This window comes from Vibrio sp. PID17_43 (genome assembly GCF_002608565.1).
In the GTDB taxonomy this organism is placed as follows: Bacteria; Pseudomonadota; Gammaproteobacteria; order Enterobacterales; family Vibrionaceae; genus Vibrio.
The window spans coordinates 72,051-93,802 of record NZ_LIXM01000007.1 but is presented as its reverse complement, the minus strand read 5'-3'; the positions used below and the strand labels follow the sequence as shown (position 1 = coordinate 93,802).

Here is a 21,752-nt window from a genome sequence, read left to right as displayed (position 1 = left end):
TAGTCAATTCAAACGATGCATGAGTGGTGTGAAATCAATAAACCTGCATAAATACAATTCAAAGCATGCATTGTTGCGCAAATGTTAAACAAAAAGTGCATATTTAAACAATTTTTTTAGCTCACAAAAGCGACTTTTCGTTGCATTACGAAGTCACTAAATTGTAGGATACTTACACAATCTCGTAATTTTTGTGATTAAAAAGACGACATCAATTACGGGAATTGTCGGTGTTATCTCGTTCCCACCTATATAAGTCACTAAATTGTGGTAATAAATAAAGGGATATCACCAAGGATTGTTTTTCTCGCAATACTTTTCCTGCGAGATACGGAAAGGAATCAAGACTGGTCAACCTCGGCCAGTGGCGAATCATAAATATAAAGGACAAGACGCACAGAGCGCACCTAAGGCAGTCGAGATCTGTCCGGGATTCTTGCGTCGACATTGAACTGGAAGGATGTATCTATGGTAGATAGAGAGCAAAATTCACAGGGGCTGTACACTCCGGAGCTGGAGCATGACGCTTGTGGTATCGGTTTTGTTGCTCACCTTAAAAACCGTAAATCTCATGAAGTCGTGACTCAAGCATTGGATATGCTGGCTCGCATGGAACACCGAGGTGGTCAAGGTTGTGACCCATGCAGCGGTGACGGTGCGGGTATCTTGCTACAAAAACCTCATGAATTCCTATTAGAAGAAGCCGTTAAGCTAGGCATTAAACTGCCTTCGTTTGAAAAGTATGGGGTTGGTGTCGTTCTTTTCCCGAAAGACGAATACAAACGCGAACAATGCCGTGACATTCTAGAACGCAACGCACAGCGTCTAGACCTTGAAGTTATCGGCTACCGTGTACTGCCAACCGATAACTCAATGATCGGTGCAGATCCGCTAAGCACAGAGCCTCAGTTTGAGCATGTGTTTATCTCTGGTGGTCCTGGCATCACACCTGAAGAGCTAGAGCGCAAACTGTACGTACTTCGTAACTACACGGTACGTGTTTGCCTAGAAAGCGTTTCAAATATTGGTGACGACTTCTACATTAACTCAATGTCTTACAAGACATTGGTATACAAAGGTCAGTTGACGACAGAGCAAGTACCTCAGTACTTCCTTGATCTGCAAAACCCGACCATGGTGACCGCACTGGCACTGGTACACTCTCGTTTCTCTACCAATACCTTCCCGAAATGGCGTCTTGCACAGCCTTTCCGTTACATTGCACACAACGGTGAAATCAACACAGTTCGCGGTAACTTGAACTGGATGAAAGCCCGTGAAGCAATCCTAGAATCAGATCTGTTCACTCAGGCTGAAATCGACATGCTGCTTCCTATCTGTCAGGAAGGCAGTTCAGATTCATCTAACTTTGATATGGCACTTGAGCTCCTAGTGCTTTCTGGCCGCAGCCTGCCACATGCATTGATGATGATGATCCCGGAAGCATGGCAAGAAAACAAAACCATGGATCCTAAACGTCGCGCGTTCTATCAGTACCACGCGAACATCATGGAACCATGGGATGGCCCAGCTTCAGTATGTTTTACTGACGGTGTTCAAGTTGGTGCGACACTGGACCGTAACGGTCTGCGCCCTTCTCGCTACACAGTGACCAAAGACAACTTCCTAGTAATGGCTTCTGAATCTGGTGTGGTGGATATTGAGCCAGAGAACGTTGAATTCCGCGGTCGTCTACAACCAGGTCGTATCTTCGTTGCAGACCTAGAGCAAGGTCGCATCATCTCTGATGAAGAAGTCAAAGACACCATCGCAACGGCCCAGCCTTACGAGAAATGGGTAGAAGACAACCTACTGAGCTTGAAGAAGCTGCCAGACGCAAGCAACCAATTCAGCCAACCTTCTCCTGAGCGTTTGCTACACCGTCAACAAGCTTTCGGTGTGAGCAGTGAAGAAGTAAACGAAATCATCGTCCCAATGGCGAATGACGCGAAAGAGCCACTATCAGCAATGGGTGCCGACTGGCCGCTTGCGGTTCTATCTCACCAATCTCAGCATCTTTCAAACTACTTCAAGCAGCTGTTTGCACAGGTAACCAACCCACCGATCGATCCGATCCGTGAGCGTATGGTCATGTCGCTGAATACTTACTTAGGTAAAGACCAAAACCTTCTGACTGAAACCCCACTTCACTGTCAGAAAGTCGAATTGGAATCGCCTGTTCTGGCGAACTCTGAGCTTGAAAAACTGCGTGCGATCGATAACGAGCACCTACAAGCGAAGACACTGGATATTGTATTCCAAGCTAGTGAAGATCAAGGCAAACTTGAGCGTGCACTAAAACGTATCTGCCAATACGCAGAAGACGCAGTTATCGATGGTTACTCAATCATCCTGTTAACTGACCGTGCAGTGAACTCAAACCATGCGGCGATCCCTGCAATGTTGGCGGTTGGCGCAGTACACCACCACCTAATCCGTAAAGGTCTACGTGCGAAGTGTGACATCGTGGTTGAAACCGGTGATGCGCGTGAAACGCACCACTTTGCAACGCTACTTGGTTACGGTGCGAATGCGGTTAACCCATACTTGGTTATTGAAACCATCGTTGAGTTACAACGCACCAAGAAGTTGGATCCAGAAGCGAACCCTCGCGACCTATTCAACAACTACCGTAAAGCGATCAATGGCGGTCTTCTGAAGATCTTCTCGAAGATGGGTATCTCTACGCTACAGTCGTACCATGGTGCGCAAATCTTTGAAGCTTTGGGTATCCACAAATCAGTGGTAGACAAATACTTCACAGGTACGGTTTCTCGTATCCAGGGTCTAACCCTTGATGATATCGCCAAAGAGGTGCTGATCCGTCACCGCATCGGTTACCCACAACGCGAAATCCCAATTCAAATGTTGGATGTTGGCGGTGTTTACCAATGGAAACAACGTGGTGAGAAGCACCTCTTCAACCCAGAAACTATCTCTCTACTGCAAGAGTCTACGCGCAACAAGAACTACGAGCAGTTCAAGCAGTACGCGACAGCAGTAGATAAGCAAGGCGACAACGCGGTAACCCTGCGTAGCCAACTTGAGTTCATTAAGAACCCAGCAGGTTCTATCTCTATCGACGAAGTCGAGCCAATTGAAAGCATCGTGAAACGCTTCGCGACAGGTGCTATGTCATTCGGTTCTATTTCTTACGAGGCACACTCCACACTGGCTGTTGCGATGAACCGCCTTGGCGCGAAGTCGAACTCTGGTGAAGGTGGTGAAGACCCAATGCGTTTTGAGCGCAAAGAGAACGGCGATTGGGAACGATCTGCAATCAAGCAAGTGGCTTCAGGTCGTTTCGGCGTAACCTCTTACTACCTAACTAACGCTGAAGAGCTGCAAATCAAGATGGCTCAAGGTGCGAAACCAGGTGAAGGTGGTCAGCTACCGGGTGATAAAGTTGATGATTGGATCGGTGCAACACGTCACTCGACGCCTGGCGTCGGTCTGATCTCGCCACCGCCACACCACGATATTTACTCAATCGAAGATTTGGCTCAGCTGATCTACGACTTGAAGAACGCGAACCGCGCAGGCCGTGTGAACGTGAAGCTGGTATCGGAAGCTGGCGTAGGTACGATAGCTTCTGGTGTAGCGAAAGCGAAAGCTGACGTTGTGCTTATCGCAGGTTTCGACGGAGGTACGGGTGCATCACCAATGTCTTCAATCCGTCATACCGGTCTTCCTTGGGAGCTTGGCTTGGCAGAAACTCACCAAACGCTACTGAAGAATGGTCTACGTAATCGTATCGTGGTTCAAGCAGATGGTCAGATGAAGACACCTCGTGACCTTGCAGTCGCAACACTACTAGGTGCAGAAGAATGGGGCGTAGCAACCGCAGCGTTGGTGGTTGAAGGCTGTATCATGATGCGTAAGTGTCATAAGAACACCTGTCCTGTTGGTATCGCAACTCAGAACAAAACACTTCGCGAACGCTTTGATGGTCGCGTAGAAGACGTCGTAACCTTCTTCCAGTACATGGCACAAGGTCTACGTGAAATCATGGCTGAACTTGGTTTCCGTACGATCGACGAAATGGTTGGTCAAGGACAAAAACTAAAAGTTCGCCAAGATGTATCTCATTGGAAATACAAGAATCTTGACCTATCACCAGTTCTTCACGTTGAACAAGCGCGCGAAGCGGATGGCGTGTTCAATCAAACACAGCAAAACCACAACTTAGAAGATGTCTTGGATCGCAAACTGATTCAAGCCGCCATTCCTGCTCTAGAGAAAGGTGAAGCGGTAAATGCCGAGTTCCCTATCGTCAACACAGACCGCTCTGCGGGTACCATGCTGTCGAACGAAATCTCGAAAGTGTACAAAGACGCAGGCCTGCCTCAACCAATGAACGTTAAGTTCAAAGGCTCTGCTGGTCAGTCATTCGGTGCATTCCTAGCTAAGGGCGTGACATTCGAAGTTGAAGGTGATGCCAACGACTACTGGGGTAAAGGCTTGTCTGGCGGCACGCTAGTGCTATACCCAGATGCGAAGTCGAGCATTGTCGCGGAAGACAACATCGTGGTTGGTAACGTCTGTTTCTACGGGGCAACTTCAGGTGAGTCTTTCATTCGCGGTATGGCTGGTGAACGTTTCTGTGTTCGTAACTCAGGCGCGAAAGTGGTTGTAGAAGGCGTTGGTGACCACGGTTGTGAATACATGACTGGTGGTGCAGCAATTATCCTTGGCTCAACAGGTCGTAACTTTGCCGCAGGCATGAGTGGCGGTGTGGCTTACGTATGGGATAAATCAGGCGACTTTGAGTCAAAACTGAACCCAGAGCTAGTAGACCTAGATCCAATCGAGCAAGAAGACAGAGATCTATTGCTCGACATGCTAACTAAGCATGTTCAATTCACAGGAAGTGAAGTCGCTCAGTCTTTCCTAGACAATTTTGAAGCTAGCCTAGCCTCTATGGTTAAGGTGATGCCGCGTGACTACAAAGCGGTTCTTCAAAAACGTAAAGCTGAAGCACAGTCTCAAGGAAACGAAACTCAAGCGGAGGCAGTATAATGGGTAAGCCTACTGGATTTTTAGAGCATGGTCGTGAACTTCCACAGAAGGTCGACCCAGCTCAACGCATCAAGAACAACAAAGAGTTCGTTCTGAACGAGGAGTTTGGTGACAAGATCAATACTCAAGCTTCTCGTTGTATGGATTGTGGCGTGCCGTTTTGTCATAGCGGCTGCCCTATCGGTAACATCATCCCAGAGTTTAACGACGCAGTTTATCGTGATAGCTGGGAAGAAGCATGGAACATTCTAAGCTCGACCAATAACTTCCCAGAGTTTACTGGTCGTGTTTGCCCTGCTCCATGTGAAAGTGCTTGTGTACTTGGCATCAACCAAGACCCAATCACCATCTGTAATATCGAGAAAACCATCGTAGAAACGGCGTATCGTGAAGGGTATGCCAAACCAAAAACACCGCGTTCTCGCACTGGTAAAACCGTTGCGATCATTGGTTCGGGCCCTGCGGGTCTTGCGGCTGCTGAGCAGCTAAACAGCGCAGGTCATACCGTCACGGTATTCGAGCGAGACGAGAAAGTAGGTGGTCTGCTGCGTTTTGGGATCCCAGACTTCAAACTGGGAATGGATGTGATTGATCGTAAGATCAATCTGATGGCAGAGGCTGGCATCAAATTCAAAGTTAACCAACACGTTGGTGTTGATGTGAATGCCCAGCAACTGCGTCAAGAATTCGATGTGGTTCTACTGACTGGTGGCTCAACCGTTCCTCGTAACTTACCAGTTCCAGGCCGCGAGCTAAAAGGCGTTCATTTTGCGATGGAATTCCTAGGACAGAACAACCGTCGTGCTAACAACATGGATCTCAAAACAGAAGAGATCCATGCAAAAGGTAAGCATGTGGTCGTCATCGGTGGTGGCGATACTGGCTCTGATTGTGTAGGTACCTCCAACCGTCATGGCGCAGCAAGCATCACTCAGGTTGAAATCATGCCGATTCCACCAGAGAAGCGCCCTGCCAATATGCCATGGCCACAGTACCCGATGATCCTACGTACGTCGACGTCTCACGAAGAAGGCGTTGATCGTCACTGGAACATCCTGACCAAAGAATTCATTGGTAATGACAAAGGCGAAGTCACTGGCCTTCGTCTGGCCGATATTGTTTGGCAAGATGCTAAGCCAAGCGAGCGCCCAAGCTTCAAAGAAGTAGAAGGCAGTGAACGTGTGATCCCATGTGATATGGCATTCCTTGCGATGGGTTTCCTACACCCAGAGCCAACCGGGGTGATTGCTCAACTGGATATCGCGCTAGATGATCGCGGTAACGTAGCAACACAAGGTTTTGCCACTAACCAAGAAGGTATATTTGCTGCAGGTGATATGCGAACAGGCCAATCTCTGGTTGTGCGTTGCATCAACGAAGGTCGTGAATGTGCCCGTGCTATCGATGGTTACCTAATGGGTGGCACAAACCTAGAAGCAAAAGCAGATTCATTGATGCTTTCTACGTAAACAGAGTTCGCTCACTTCTTCTTTTCGAGCCGTAAATCCAGCCATCAGCACTATAGATGGCTGATTATCAGGAAAGAAGACCGTTCCTTCCAATCTTTATATTTTGACCAGCATTTTGTGCTGGTCTTTTTTATTTCCCTCAAGACCAAATGTTAGGACCCCGTAACATTAAATAGCCTATATCGCTGAATTACTTGAATTATTTTAGCCAATTAAATGGTAAATCGCATATTCGCGCGATGATTCACTAATAACTTGACCTTTTTTACAATAAGCTATAGGTTGTGAATTTGGTGCAAATAAAACGCACAACTTTTGTTAATATATTTAACGAATTTTATTGAATAGAAATACATAAAACTTAGAAAGTGACGCGTAGTTAGTCATCGTTATCAACTTGAGCAGTGTTGATATATCTGTAGGGATGACAGATAAGCAAAGGGAGAATTGCAATGGCTCTTTATGATCCAAGTCTTGAGAAAGACAACTGTGGATTTGGCTTAATCGCGCACATGGAAGGCGAACAAAGTCACAAGTTGGTACGTACAGCAATTTCTGCACTTGATCGCATGACTCACCGTGGTGGTATCGCCGCCGATGGCAAAACCGGTGATGGTTGTGGTCTTTTGTTTCAAAAGCCCGACTCCTATTTACGCCTTATCGCCGAAGAAAGTGGTTTCAATCTTGGTAAGCAATACGCCGTAGGGATGATTTTCTTCAACCAAGATCCGGTGAAAGCTCAGCTCGCTAAAAACATCGTCAATAAAGAGCTCGCCCAAGAAACCTTAACCATTGCAGGCTGGCGTAAGGTTCCAACCAACTCCGAAGTCCTCGGGCCTATTGCCGCTGATTCGCTTCCAAATATTCAGCAAGTCTTTATCTCTGCACCGGCAGGTTGGCGCGAGCGTGACATTGAACGTCGCCTCTATATCGCACGCCGTCGCATCGAGAAACAAATCACAGAAGATCCAGATTTTTACATCTGTAGCCTGTCTACACAGGTTTTGGTGTACAAAGGTTTGTGTATGCCTGCAGACTTACCACGCTTCTATCTTGATCTTGCTGATCTACGCATGGAATCCGCTATCTGCCTGTTCCACCAGCGTTTCTCAACCAATACTCAGCCACGTTGGCCACTGGCTCAGCCGTTTCGTTACCTTGCTCACAATGGTGAGATCAACACCATTGAAGGTAACCGCCAATGGGCGCGAGCACGTGCTTACAAGTTCTCATCACCACTGTTGCCAGATCTACAAACGGCAGCACCATTTGTTAACGAGACAGGTTCAGATTCTTCCAGCCTCGATAATATGCTAGACCTCTTTTTAGCTGGCGGCATGGATATATTCCGTGCCATGCGCATGCTTGTGCCACCAGCATGGCAAAATCACCCAGACATGGATCCGGATCTGCGAGCGTTCTACGACTTCAACTCCAAACACATGGAACCATGGGATGGCCCGGCAGGTATCGTACTATCCGATGGCCGTTACGCTGCCTGTAACCTCGATAGAAATGGTCTGCGTCCTGCTCGTTATGTGATTACCAAAGACAAGTTGATCACCCTAGCATCTGAGGTGGGGATTTGGGATTACGCTCCCGATGAAGTTGCCGAGAAAGGACGCGTTGGTCCGGGTGAACTACTGGTTATAGACACCCGTAAAGGTAAACTTTGGCAGTCTCGCGAGATCGATAACGATCTGAAATCTCGTCACCCTTATCGCAAATGGATGGAGAACAACGTTCATAAGCTCACACCTTTTGCTCAGCTACCTGAAGATCAAGTGGGCGAGCGCAGCTTTGATGAAGATTTGCTTAAGACTTATCAAAAGCAATTCGCCATGAGCAATGAAGAAGTCGATCAAGTACTGCGTGTCCTTGGTGATATGGGCCAAGAAGCGGTCGGCTCTATGGGTGATGACACCCCAATCGCCGTTCTGTCTTCTAAAGAGCGCTTGGTAACTGATTACTTCCGCCAGAAGTTCGCCCAGGTAACCAACCCGCCAATCGATCCTCTGCGTGAGAAACACGTAATGTCACTGGCGACTAGCATCGGTCAGGAGATGAACGTCTTCTGTGAAACCGATGGTCACGCATATCGAGTGACCTTCGATTCGCCAGTGTTGCTTTATTCCGACATGCAACAGTTACTCGAGCTTGGTGACGATCACTACCGTAATACCATTCTCGATATCAACTATGACCCACAGCAGAAAAATCTAAAACAAGCCATTGATGAACTGTGTGATCAAGCAGAACAAGTCGTCCGTGAAGGCACGGTACTAGTGGTGCTTTCGGATCGCGCGTTGGTCAAAGGCAAACTGCCAATTCCTGCAGCAATGGCGGTCGGTGCGGTTCAAACTCGCCTGATCGATGCGAACCTACGTTGTGATGCCAACATTGTTGTTGAGACCGCCACAGCACGTGACCCACACCAATTTGCGGTCTTGCTTGGCTTTGGTGCCACTGCGGTTTATCCATACCTTGCGTATGAAACGCTAGGTAAACTGATTGATGATAAAGCACTAGAAAAATACTATCGCGATGTGATGCAAAACTATCAACAAGGCATCAACAAAGGTCTGTACAAGATCATGTCGAAAATGGGTATCTCGACCATCGCCTCTTACCGCTGCTCACAACTGTTTGAAGCCGTTGGTTTGAGCCAAGAAGTGGTCGACTCGTGCTTTAAAGGCGTAACCACTCGCATTGAGGGTGCGAACTTCGACGACTTCCAACAAGACTTGTACAACCTTTCCCGTAAAGCTTGGGCGAAACGTAAAGCCATCGAGCATGGCGGTTTACTGAAATACGTCCACGGTGGCGAATATCACGCATACAACCCAGATGTGGTCGGCACACTGCAAACCGCAGTGAAATCAGGTGAAAGCAACGATTATCAGAGCTTTGCTAAACAGGTAAACCAACGTCCTGTTGCCATGCTGCGTGACTTAATGTCGCTGAAAAAATCAGATTCACCGCTACCACTTGAGCAAATCGAGCCAAGCACTGAACTGTTCAAACGCTTTGACTCGGCAGCAATGTCGATTGGTGCACTTAGCCCAGAAGCGCACGAAGCGCTTGCAACAGCGATGAACCGCCTTGGTGGTTACTCTAACTCGGGTGAAGGCGGTGAAGATCCTCGTCGCTTCGGTACTGAGCGTAATTCGCGCATCAAACAAATTGCTTCAGGTCGATTTGGTGTAACGCCTCATTACCTAACTAATGCGGACGTACTGCAAATCAAGATTGCACAGGGTGCGAAACCGGGAGAAGGTGGCCAGCTGCCAGGACACAAAGTCACAGCCGAAATCGCTAAGCTGCGTTATTCGGTACAAGGGGTTACTCTGATCTCCCCTCCTCCGCACCATGATATTTATTCTATTGAAGATTTAGCCCAACTGATCTTCGACCTGAAACAAGTCAACCCCAATGCGCTAGTTTCAGTGAAGTTAGTCTCTGAGCCAGGCGTTGGCACCATCGCAACGGGGGTAGCGAAAGCTTACGCTGATCTCATTACCATCTCCGGCTACGACGGTGGTACCGCAGCAAGTCCGCTAACTTCAGTGAAATACGCTGGTAGCCCTTGGGAGTTGGGACTGGCGGAGACACAACAAGCACTGGTTGCTAATGGTCTGCGCCATAAGATCCGCCTGCAAGTAGATGGTGGTCTAAAGACCGGCCTAGACGTGGTTAAAGCGGCAATTCTAGGTGCAGAAAGCTTCGGTTTTGGTACTGCGCCAATGGTGGCAATGGGTTGTAAGTTCCTACGTATTTGTCACCTCAACAACTGTGCAACTGGAGTTGCAACTCAAGACGAGACACTGCGTAAAGAGTACTTCAAAGGTCTACCGGAAATGGTAATGAACTACTTCATTGGTCTGGCGGACGAAGTGCGTGGATTGCTCGCGGAACTTGGGGCTGAAAAACTGACTGACTTGATTGGTCGTACGGATTTGTTGGAAACCGTTGAAGGTCTGACAGCGAAACAATCAAAGTTGGATCTCTCCAATATTCTCGAAGCGCCAGTCTCTCCAGAGGGACATCCCCTTTACTGGACACAGCCAAACAAACCATTTGATAAAGCGGAGCTAAACCAGAAGATCGTTGAAGACGCATTGCAAGCAGTTGAGAAACGTCAATCAGCAAGCTTCTTTTACAACGTGATCAACACCGACCGTTCTGTCGGCGCTCGCCTATCGGGTGAAATTGCTCAGCGTTACGGCAACCAAGGCATGGCGGCAACGCCAATCAAGTTGTACCTAGATGGAACCGCAGGGCAATCCTTTGGTGTTTGGAACGCGGGTGGCGTAGAGCTTTACCTCACTGGTGATGCGAACGACTACGTCGGCAAAGGCATGGCTGGTGGTAAGGTCGTGATCAAGCCTCACCTTGGCACGGCGTTTAAGTGTAATGAAGCGACCATCATTGGTAACACCTGCTTGTATGGCGCAACGGGCGGCAAACTGTTCGCTGCAGGTAAAGCAGGTGAGCGTTTCGGCGTGCGTAACTCAGGCACGATTGCCGTCATTGAAGGTGCAGGCGATAACGCCTGTGAATACATGACCGGCGGTATCATCGCCATTCTTGGCGCGACAGGCGTCAACTTTGGTGCGGGCATGACTGGCGGTTTTGCTTACGTATTGGATGAGAACCAAGACTTCCAAGGTCGCGTGAACAGCGAATCAATTGAAGCAATTTCTCTGTCGGATCTCTACATCCACCAAGAGCACTTACGTGGTCTGATTGCTGAGCATCTTGAAGAAACCGGCTCAAGCTACGCAGAAGATATCTTGGCGAACTTTGATGAATGGATTCCAAAGTTCTACTTGGTGAAACCACAAGCAGCAGACTTACGCACCCTGCTTGGTCACCAAAGTCGTAGCGCCGCAGAACTGCGCGTTCAAGCCCAGTAATCATGGAGGATGTTTGAATCATGAGCCAGAACGTTTACCAATTTATCGATGTCCAGCGCGTTGATCCTGCGAAGAAACCCATCAAAATTCGTAAGATCGAGTTCGTTGAAATCTATGAACCGTTTACCAAGCAACAAGCGACCGCGCAAGCGGATCGCTGCTTGGATTGTGGTAACCCATATTGTGAGTGGAAGTGCCCAGTCCACAACTACATCCCTCAATGGCTAAAACTTGCCAATGAAGGTCGTATCCTTGAAGCCGTTGAGCTGTCACACCAAACCAACAGCTTGCCAGAGGTTTGTGGTCGAGTTTGTCCGCAAGATCGTCTGTGTGAAGGCTCTTGCACCCTCAATGATGACTTTGGCGCTGTCACCATCGGTAACATTGAAAAATACATTACCGACAAAGCGTTCGAAATGGGCTGGAAGCCTGACATGTCCAAAGTGGAATGGACCGATAAAAAGGTTGCCATCATTGGTGCAGGGCCAGCAGGCTTGGCCGCCGCCGATATACTTGTGCGCAATGGCGTGAAACCTGTCGTATTTGACCGCTATCCTGAAATTGGAGGTCTACTGACCTTCGGTATTCCTTCATTCAAGCTTGAAAAAGGCGTGATGGAAAACCGTCGCCGCGTCTTTACCGAGATGGGCGTAGAGTTCCGTATGAATGTCGAAGTAGGCAAAGATGTGTACATGCAAGAGCTGCTTGATAAGTACGATGCCGTCTTTTTGGGGGTTGGTACTTACCAGTACATGCGTGCTGGATTAGAAAATGAGGGCGCGCCGGGCGTTTACGATGCTCTGCCATTCTTGATTTCCAATACTTACAAAGTGATGGGCTTAGAACACGACCAGCCATTTATCGACATGGCGAAACAGCGCGTCGTGGTATTGGGTGGTGGTGATACCGCAATGGACTGTGTTCGTACCTCTATCCGCCAAGGCGCATCAAATGTTATATGTGCTTACCGTCGTGATGAAGCCAACATGCCAGGCTCTCGCCGCGAGGTGAAAAATGCCAAAGAAGAAGGCGTAAAGTTCATGTTCAACCTGCAGCCCTTGGGGATTGAAGTGGATGCATCAGGCAAAGTCTCGGGTGTCAAAGTGGTGAAAACCGCACTTGGCGAACCTGATGAAGCAGGTCGCCGCCGTCCAGAGCCCGTCGAAGGCAGCGAGCACGTTCTACCGGCAGACATCGTGATCATGGCATTTGGTTTCCAACCACACAAAATGGACTGGTTAGCACCGTTTGATGTCGATTTGGATCAGTGGGGTCGTATCAAAGCCCCTGCAAAACAAGCGTTCCAATTCCAGACCAGCAACGAAAAGATCTTCGCTGGCGGGGATGCGGTACGAGGCTCTGATCTGGTCGTGACTGCAATTGATGAAGGTCGAAAAGCGGCGGAAGGCATTCTCGATTACCTCGAAGTTTAATCACACCTAACATCTCAAAAAGGATCCTATTGTTGGATCCTTTTTTCTTTTATTACATATAATTAAATTCCTAATATAAGGAATAGAATAATGAAAAAAGTCGCTCTCCTTTCCATCACTTTGCTCGGCTTAACCGCTTGTAGCCAAGGAGTCACAACCATGACAGATCGTTCTCAATCACCTTGTGGTGACAAACCAAACTGCGTTTCCACCCAAGACACGCGTGAAGAATATAATCTAACGCCATTTACCCTAACTGATTCAGCGAACATCGATGCGATTGAGCAAGTGGCGCTTGAACTGCCGGGGGCGAAGACAGCCCTCAAAGAAGGCAATTACCTACGTATTGAATGCACATCTAAAATCATGCGCTTTGTGGACGATTTAGAGCTTAAGATCGAAGGCGACCAGCTCATTGTTCGTTCCGAATCTCGTGTCGGCTATTCAGACTTTGGCGTCAATCGCAAACGCGCAGACCAATTGCGTTCTCTGCTAACCACGGCCAAATTAATCAAATAGCACCACATCTTGGTGCAGAGTGGTATACTCTCGCCAACTTACAAATTTTACCCAAAGAGAGTGTTATGAAAGTTGGTATCATCGGTGCGATGGAACAAGAAGTCACCATCCTGAAAGAAGCTATGACAAACTGCCAAACCGTAAACAAAGCAGGTTGTACGTTTTTCTCTGGTCAAATTAACGACGTAGATGTGGTACTGCTTCAGTCTGGCATCGGTAAAGTAGCGGCAGCTGTTGGCACCACTATTCTTCTTGATGAATACCAACCAGATGTAGTGATCAACACCGGTTCAGCGGGTGGTTTTGACTCAAGCCTAAACTTAGGCGACGTTGTTATCTCAACAGAAGTTCGTCACCACGATGCAGACGTAACTGCGTTTGGTTACGAAATGGGTCAAATGGCCGGTCAACCAGCAGCATTCAAAGCAGATGAGAAGCTAATGGATCTTGCGGAAAAAGCACTGGCTCAAATGGAAAACACTCACGCAGTTCGTGGTCTTATCTGTACTGGTGATGCGTTTGTTTGCACTGCAGAACGCCAAGAGTTCATTCGTAAACACTTCCCATCTGTTATCGCAGTAGAGATGGAAGCATCTGCTATCGCTCAAACTTGCCATCAATTCAACACACCGTTTGTTGTTGTTCGTGCTATCTCTGACGTAGCAGACAAAGAGTCACCAATGAGCTTCGAAGAATTCCTACCGCTAGCAGCGAAAAGCTCTTCAGAAATGGTGTTCAAAATGTTGGAACTGACTAAGTAAGTCTCTCAGATTTCATGGAAGAAACCTTTCAACAGATCTATGCCAACGGTGCGCTCCTCGTCATGTGGGGCGCATTACTATTCCACTTATTAATCCCCATTCCACACGCTGCGCATCCCGTCACTTTGTGGCATAAATTCGCAGAACAACTGGCGAATAAAGTTAATAACAACCACAACTACTCACAAAGCGTTCTCTCTGGCGGGCTCGCACTGCTTCTTATGCTTGTACCCTGTTTGATATTACTGCTCGCGATGAAGCCCTTAGTTTGGCAAGCGCCCTTATTTGAGCTGGCATTACTGCTTATTGCTCTTGACTGGCGAAACAACGAATCACTTGCTAAACAACTCGTCACTGCAATGTCGAATGAGAACAAAGTGCAGTGCCGAGCACTACTCAAGCCTTACCTTAACCGCGATACAGACAGCTTATCGCTCTTAGGGATTGGTAAAGCAGGTGCAGAGACCATCATCATGGGCTACGGACGTAACGTTGTGTGCGTGTTGTTCTGGTATGGATTTACTGGTGGAATTGGCGCATTAATGTATCGCCTAACGGCAGAGCTCGCTCGCGCTTGGTCCCCAAGTCGCCGCCAGTATTCACCTTTTGGTAAGCCTGCTATTCAGCTAACGGCTGGATTGGAGATTGTTCCTTTACGCTTATTTGCCATGTTCATTAGCATGGGGAAAAACCTATCAAGTGTTTCCACCTCCATGCTTCAACAAGCGAAATCTTGGCCGCTTCCAGGACCAGCTTGGTTGTTGTGCTCGATTGGTAACAAGCTTCAATTGTCACTTGGCGGCCCAGCACTGTACCAAGGTCAAAGAGCTGAACGAGCAAAAATTGGTGGTCGTATCGCACCATCTGCTATTCATTTGGCACAAATCCAAACCCTCATTGTATGGCGTATTTTGGCTTGGATCGTTATCCAAAGCCTTATCCTCGGACTCATTTATCAAGGACTATGATGAACAAACTTTGCTTTGCTCTTCCTCTTTTCTTCTCTGCCGCTTCTTTTGCCAATGAACCCGCTCAACGCGTCATCAGTCTGGCGCCACACGCAACGGAAATCGCCTATGCCGCAGGTCTTGGAGACAAACTGATAGCGGTCAGTGAGATGAGTGACTACCCAGAGCAAGCTAAAGGCCTAGAAAGAGTATCAAACTACCAAGGTATCAAACTTGAACGCATCATTGCTCTTCAGCCCGATTTGGTTATCGCTTGGCCTGCAGGGAATCCTGCCAAAGAACTTGAGAAGCTCAAACAATTTGGCATCCCTATTTACTCTTCAACAACGGGGACGCTAGAAGATATTGCCAAAAATATTGAACAGCTCAGCCAGTACAGTGAAAGACCGGAAGTAGGACAAAAGAGCGCCGCAAATTTTCGTGCACAACTGAAAGCGTTAAAAGAAAAGTACAATACCGAAGAGAAAGTCCGCTACTTCTATCAGTTGAGTGAAAAGCCGATCATCACCGTTACGGGCAATAATTGGCCAAGTGAAGTTTTCACCTTCTGTGGTGGTGAGAATATCTTTGCCAAAGGCATTGCTCCTTACCCGCAAGTCAGCATCGAGCAAGTGATGACTCGCCAGCCTGAAGTGCTGTTCACTTCTCGCCATGCAATGAGTGATGATGGTAAGTGGGTTGCCTGGAAAAACGACATCCCCGCGCTTAAAAATGGCCATGTTTGGTCTCTGAATGCCGATTTGATCAACCGCCCGACCCCAAGAACCTTAAACGCGATCACAGAGGTGTGTGAACACTTTGAAAGCGTGCGGCAAAAACGCTAACGTTTTCATTGGAAATCCCGTAAAATTTCCACCCTATTTCTGTTCCCCACAATTTGTTTAAAAGGTACTAAGTAACATGGACTCCATGCTGCTTTATATGATCGATTTATTCGGTACTGCTGTCTTTGCGGTTTCTGGTGTTTTACTCGCAGGCCGATTAAAGATGGACCCTTTCGGAGTGATCGTACTCGGTAGCGTCACCGCAATTGGCGGTGGCACCATTCGCGATATGGCGCTCGGTGCAACCCCGGTATTCTGGATCACTGACACCACCTATCTTTGGGTCATTTTCATCACCTGTTTACTGACTATGATTCTGGTTCGTCGTCCTAAACGCCTACCTTGGTGGGTACTTCCTGTATGTGATGCGATTGGTTTGGCGGTGTTTGTTGGTATCGGTGTAGAGAAAGCTCTCGCCTATAACGCATCAGGCATGGTTGCAGTGATCATGGGCGTAATTACCGGCTGTGGCGGGGGCATCATTCGAGACGTGCTAGCTCGTGAAGTCCCTATGGTCTTGAGAAGTGAAGTCTACGCAACGGCTTGTATCATTGGTGGCATTTTCCATACCACAGCATTAAGTATGGGTTACGATCATTCTGTAGCCTTACTCGCTGGGGTGATATCAACGCTGATGATCCGTCTGGGCGCAATTCGCTGGCACTTGTCACTGCCAACCTTTGCCATCAATCGATAAGTAATCAGCATCGCAAGTTTCTCGAGAAGAGTCGACCTAAAAATCGGCTCTTTTTATTTCTCAACACACGATTAGCATCTGACCGAAAGCTTGGTTATATTGGTGTGACTATTCCCCATTTTCATGGATAGATAATGTTACTGGAAGGCATTGAAACGCTATTAGTACTGAGCAAAGAAAAAACCATGAGTCGCACTGGCAGTCAGCTCTACATCAGCCAATCAGCCGTGAGCAAACGCATTGCGAATCTAGAAAAAAAGCTCGGTAAGAAACTGATTGAGCCCTGTGGACGCCACATTAAGCTAACCTCTGATGCTGTTGCACTGATCAGTATCATTGAACCAACCTTTAACGAATTACGTGGTCAAATTCACGATCAACAAGAACTCGAAGATACATCGTTGATTCGAATGGATTGCTCAGAAACGTTAGTTGCAGGTTACCTCAGCTTGATCATGGAAGAGCGCTTGACCCAAGATCCTTACCTCAGAATTTCAACCAACCATACGCCACGAATCGTTGAAAACGTTAAATCAGGCAAAGCCACGCTGGGATTTTGCGCGGGCTACTTACCTCCACATCATGGTTTGATGAGTTTTCATCTAGCGGATGAGCCTTTCTCTATCATCAGTAAACATAAGCTCACTGAAATGCCAAAGACGATTCTCACCAATGATTTGAATAATCCAGCCAATACTTACCAGCAAGCTGTGTTGTCCAAACACGACATTCAGCCTTTAATGGAGATGGACTCATACACTGCTGCCGCACAGTTGGCTCTGGGTGGAATGGCACCAGCTTTAATCCCCAAATCGATAGTAAAAACTTTAAACATTGCACCTGAGTATTGCTATGCATTTGACGAGCTATCACCGCTGATTCGCCCGATTCACATCTGCTTACGCCATAATGCGTATCGCAGCGAACGAATTAAAACAGTGATAGAAGCCATTGCTGATGTTGTTGCCAAAGAAGTTTCATCGCCATCAGCATAGACATGGTAATTACTAGAGGTCGAATCCACTTTTGGCCTTTAGTCACCACGACTTTGGCACCTAGCTGAGCACCAATAAAGCCCCCTATAGCCATGGTGAAACCGATTTCCAATACTGGCAAACCAGCCAGAATAAAAAACAGCAGCGCCGCAATGTTTGAGGTAAAGTTCAGTATTTTAGTTCGGGCAGTTGCATCGACTAACGAGAAATGACCAAGCGCAACAAAACAAAGTGCAAAAATAGACCCCGTTCCTGGGCCAAAAAAGCCATCATAGAAGCCAACGCCACCACCAACGCATAACGCAAACATAGCTTCAGAAAGCTTCCGATCTCCGCCTGCGGCTTTCGAGTTTGAAGCAAATAAGAAGTAGAGTGAAATCGCGATCAGCAATACTGGAATAAGGCTAGTTAATATTCCAGCATCAATATACTGCACCGCTTCAGCACCAATGGCTGAGCCAATAAAAGTACATAAAATGGCAAGGCGCATCTCTTTCAAGCTCACGATACCATTACGAACAAAGTACCAACTGGCTGAAAAACTGCCGAATGAACTTTGTAGCTTGTTGGTCGCCAGCGCCTGAGTTGGGCTTAGCCCCGCCGCCAGCAGAGCAGGTAGAGTCAATAGACCGCCGCCACCAGCCATAGCATCAATAAATCCAGCGACTGATGCGACAAAAAACAATCCAATTAAAATCTCAAAAGTGATTTCCACTTATGCGTCCTGGTAAAAATGTGTAACGAAAAGAAGGCAACGATAACACCGCCTCACAAACGAGAAAAAGGAAACTCAAGACACTAACCTATTCCAGATTTTCATTAATTCTCATGAGATCAAAAAAGCCCGCTCAGATGAGCGGGCAATGAGGTTGTCATATAAGCCCTATTTTTCGGGCTTACTGATTTTTATCTATTACGCTTCTAGGCTCGCTTTCACTTTTGCGTGCAGCTCTTGAACCGAAGTCACTGTGCTCTTCGCATCTGCTGTGTGTGACATACAAGTTGCGAATGCAGCGTTTAGCGTTGTCGTGTAGTTCACTTTCTCTGCTAGTGCACCGCGACGTAGAACTTTAGAATCTTCAATCGCTTGACGACCTGCGGCAGTGTTCACGATGTAGGTGTACTCATTGTTCTTGATACGGTCAAGAATGTGAGGACGACCTTCGTGTACTTTGTTTACTAGACGTGGATTAATGCCCGCTTCGCCAAGAATGACTGCTGTACCGTGTGTTGCATCTAGCTGGTAACCAAGCTTAGATAGCTTTGATGCAAGGTCAACAACACGTTCTTTGTCGCCTTCGCGAACAGACAGTAGTGCACGGCCACCTTCTGGGTACACATTTCCACAGCCAAGCTCTGCTTTCGCGTAAGCTTCCGCAAACGTTGCTCCAACCCCCATAACTTCACCAGTAGAGCGCATTTCTGGGCCCAACAGTGGGTCAACACCCGGGAACTTGTTGAATGGCAGTACCACTTCTTTTACAGAGTAGTATGGCGGGATGATTTCTTTCGTAAAGCCCTGAGACTCTAGAGATTGACCCGCCATGACACGAGCAGCAATCTTAGCGATTGGTGCACCCGTTGCTTTCGATACGAACGGTACCGTACGCGCTGCACGAGGGTTAACCTCGATTAGGTATACTTGGTTGTTCTTCACCGCGAACTGCGTGTTCATCAGACCACGAACACCCAACTCGAACGCTAGTTTTTCAACTTGCTCACGCATGACGTCTTGGATTTCTTGGCTTAGCGTGTATGCAGGAAGAGAACATGCCGAGTCACCTGAGTGAACACCCGCTTGCTCGATGTGCTCCATGATACCGCCGATAACCACTCGCTCACCGTCACAGATAGCATCAATATCCACTTCAACTGCGTCATCTAGGAAGCTATCTAGTAGTACTGGAGATTCGTTTGATACGCTAACAGCTTCGTTGAAGTAACGACGTAGGTCTTGCTCATCGTATACGATTTCCATCGCACGACCGCCCAGTACGTAAGAAGGACGCACAACCAGTGGGTAACCGATTTCACGAGATTTCTCTACCGCTTGCTCCATCGTGGTTACTGTTGCGTTTTCTGGCTGTAGAAGACCTAGACGGTCAACCGCAACTTGGAAACGCTCACGGTCTTCTGCACGGTCGATGGCATCTGGGCTCGTACCGATGATTGGCACGCCAGCCGCTTCAAGTGCGCGAGCCAGTTTAAGTGGTGTTTGACCACCGTATTGAACGATAACGCCTTTTGGCTTTTCAACACGAGCGATTGCTAGTACGTCTTCCAGTGTTACTGGTTCGAAGTACAGACGGTCAGACGTGTCGTAGTCTGTTGAAACGGTCTCAGGGTTACAGTTAACCATGATGGTTTCGTAGCCATCTTCACGTAGTGCTAGTGATGCGTGTACACAACAGTAATCAAATTCAATACCTTGGCCGATACGGTTTGGACCGCCGCCTAGAATCATGATCTTCTCTTTGTCTGTTGGGTTCGCTTCACACTCATCATCGTAAGATGAGTACATGTAAGCCGTATCAGATGAGAACTCAGCCGCACACGTATCTACGCGCTTGTAAACTGGGTGGATGTCGTACTGGTCACGTAGGCGACGGATTTCACTTTCCGCAACACCTAGAATCTTAGATAGGCGCGCATCCGCAAAACCTTTACGCTTCAGCTTGTTAAGCTCTTCTTTGTTCAAACCAGCAAAGCCTTTCGCTTTAAGATCTTGCTCAAGCTTAACGATGTCTTCTATTTGAACTAGGAACCAGCGGTCGATTTGCGTTAGGTTGAATACGCCATCAACTGACATACCCGCACGGAATGCATCTGCGATGTACCAAATACGCTCTGCGCCTGCTTCTTTCAGTTCATGACGAATTTTCGTCAATGCGTCTGGTGCGTCTAGGTCGACCATCTCATCAAAGCCAGTCGCGCCCACTTCTAGGCCGCGTAGCGCTTTTTGTAGAGATTCTTGCTGGTTACGACCGATTGCCATTACCTCACCAACTGACTTCATCTGAGTAGTCAGGCGGTCGTTAGCACCGGCAAATTTCTCGAAGTTAAAACGAGGAATTTTAGTGACTACGTAGTCGATGGTTGGCTCGAATGATGCTGGAGTTGCGCCACCAGTGATGTCATTCATTAACTCATCTAACGTGAAACCAACCGCCAGTTTCGCTGCCACTTTCGCGATAGGGAAACCTGTTGCTTTCGATGCTAGCGCAGAAGAACGAGATACACGTGGGTTCATCTCAATGATAACCATGCGACCATCTTTCGGATTGATACCAAACTGTACGTTTGAACCACCCGTTTCAACACCGATTTCACGCAGTACCGCTAGAGAAGCGTTACGCATTAGTTGGTATTCTTTGTCTGTCAGCGTTTGAGCTGGAGCAACCGTGATGGAGTCACCTGTGTGGATACCCATTGGGTCAAAGTTTTCAATCGCACATACGATGATACAGTTGTCTGCTTTGTCGCGAACCACTTCCATCTCGTACTCTTTCCAACCGATAAGTGACTCATCAATAAGAAGTTCATTGGTAGGAGAAAGATCTAGACCACGACGACAGATTTCTTCAAATTCTTCTTTGTTGTACGCAATACCACCGCCAGTACCACCCATGGTGAAAGATGGACGAATGATACATGGGAAGCCAACCATATCGAGAACTTTGTATGCCTCTTCCATGGTTTTTGCAGTATCTGCTCGTGGACACTCAAGGCCGATAGACTTCATCGCTTTATCGAAACGAGAACGGTCTTCCGCTTTGTCGATCGCGTCTGCGGTTGCACCAATCATCTCGACGCCGAACTCCGCAAGAACACCGTGTTTTTCTAGATCAAGCGCACAGTTCAGTGCCGTTTGGCCACCCATTGTTGGTAGTACTGCGTCTGGGCGTTCTTTTTCGATGATCTTACGCACCACTTCCCATTGGATTGGTTCGATGTAAGTCGCATCGGCCATATCTGGGTCAGTCATAATGGTTGCAGGGTTAGAGTTCACCAGAATAACTCGGTAACCCTCTTCACGCAGAGCTTTACACGCTTGTGCGCCAGAGTAGTCAAACTCACATGCCTGACCGATTACAATCGGACCAGCACCAAGAATAAGAATACTTTGAATGTCAGTACGTTTTGGCATTATC

12 protein-coding genes are annotated in these 21,752 nt (G+C 47.7%); 10 read left to right on the top strand and 2 right to left on the bottom strand.

Annotated features, from left to right (window positions below; translation table 11 throughout):
• Positions 1-468: 468 nt before the first annotated feature.
• The 10 genes from gltB (AK965_RS06675) to AK965_RS06630 all read left to right on the top strand — a co-directional run bounded on the left by gltB (AK965_RS06675) (position 469) and on the right by AK965_RS06630 (position 17,601).
• Positions 469-5,019, top strand: coding sequence for a glutamate synthase large subunit (gene gltB / locus AK965_RS06675; protein WP_099078888.1), 4,551 nt, complete (start codon positions 469-471; stop codon positions 5,017-5,019).
• Entirely contained in the window at positions 5,019-6,488 is a 1,470-nt protein-coding gene (locus AK965_RS06670) for a glutamate synthase subunit beta (protein WP_099078887.1), read from the top strand. The genes gltB (AK965_RS06675) and AK965_RS06670 overlap by 1 nt, the downstream gene beginning before the upstream one ends.
• Positions 6,489-6,940: 452 nt before the next feature.
• Complete coding sequence (gltB, locus tag AK965_RS06665; RefSeq protein ID WP_099078886.1) at positions 6,941-11,404, top strand: glutamate synthase large subunit; 4,464 nt, start codon at positions 6,941-6,943, stop codon at positions 11,402-11,404.
• 20 nt (positions 11,405-11,424) lie between these two features.
• Complete coding sequence (locus tag AK965_RS06660; RefSeq protein WP_099078885.1) at positions 11,425-12,837, top strand: FAD-dependent oxidoreductase; 1,413 nt, start codon at positions 11,425-11,427, stop codon at positions 12,835-12,837.
• A gap of 90 nt (positions 12,838-12,927) precedes the next feature.
• Positions 12,928-13,356 (top strand): DUF1499 domain-containing protein, encoded by a 429-nt coding sequence (locus AK965_RS06655; RefSeq protein ID WP_099078884.1) that lies wholly within the window; start codon positions 12,928-12,930, stop codon positions 13,354-13,356.
• 65 nt (positions 13,357-13,421) lie between these two features.
• Positions 13,422-14,117 carry a 5'-methylthioadenosine/S-adenosylhomocysteine nucleosidase gene (gene mtnN, locus AK965_RS06650; RefSeq protein ID WP_005447825.1) on the top strand — a complete coding sequence of 232 codons (696 nt, stop codon included), beginning with the start codon at positions 13,422-13,424 and terminating at the stop codon, positions 14,115-14,117.
• A gap of 14 nt (positions 14,118-14,131) precedes the next feature.
• Complete coding sequence (locus AK965_RS06645; RefSeq protein WP_099078883.1) at positions 14,132-15,085, top strand: cobalamin biosynthesis family protein; 954 nt, start codon at positions 14,132-14,134, stop codon at positions 15,083-15,085.
• Entirely contained in the window at positions 15,085-15,909 is an 825-nt protein-coding gene (btuF, locus tag AK965_RS06640) for a vitamin B12 ABC transporter substrate-binding protein BtuF (RefSeq protein WP_172438092.1), read from the top strand. Before AK965_RS06645 ends, btuF begins: the two co-directional genes overlap by 1 nt.
• A gap of 76 nt (positions 15,910-15,985) precedes the next feature.
• Positions 15,986-16,606 (top strand): TRIC cation channel family protein, encoded by a 621-nt coding sequence (locus AK965_RS06635; RefSeq protein ID WP_099078881.1) that lies wholly within the window; start codon positions 15,986-15,988, stop codon positions 16,604-16,606.
• Positions 16,607-16,740: 134 nt separating this feature from the next.
• Entirely contained in the window at positions 16,741-17,601 is an 861-nt protein-coding gene (locus AK965_RS06630) for a LysR family transcriptional regulator (RefSeq protein WP_099078880.1), read from the top strand.
• Here AK965_RS06630 and AK965_RS06625 read toward each other — a convergent pair.
• Together AK965_RS06625 and carB are read right to left on the bottom strand one after the other, a co-directional pair.
• A complete protein-coding gene (locus AK965_RS06625) occupies positions 17,537-18,316 on the bottom strand; it encodes a TSUP family transporter (protein WP_099078879.1) in 780 nt (259 codons plus the stop codon). The two genes, AK965_RS06630 and AK965_RS06625, sit on opposite strands and share 65 nt — an antisense overlap.
• Positions 18,317-18,514: 198 nt before the next feature.
• Positions 18,515-21,748 carry a carbamoyl-phosphate synthase large subunit gene (gene carB / locus AK965_RS06620; RefSeq protein ID WP_099078878.1) on the bottom strand — a complete coding sequence of 1,078 codons (3,234 nt, stop codon included), beginning with the start codon at positions 21,746-21,748 and terminating at the stop codon, positions 18,515-18,517.
• Positions 21,749-21,752 lie beyond the last annotated feature (4 nt).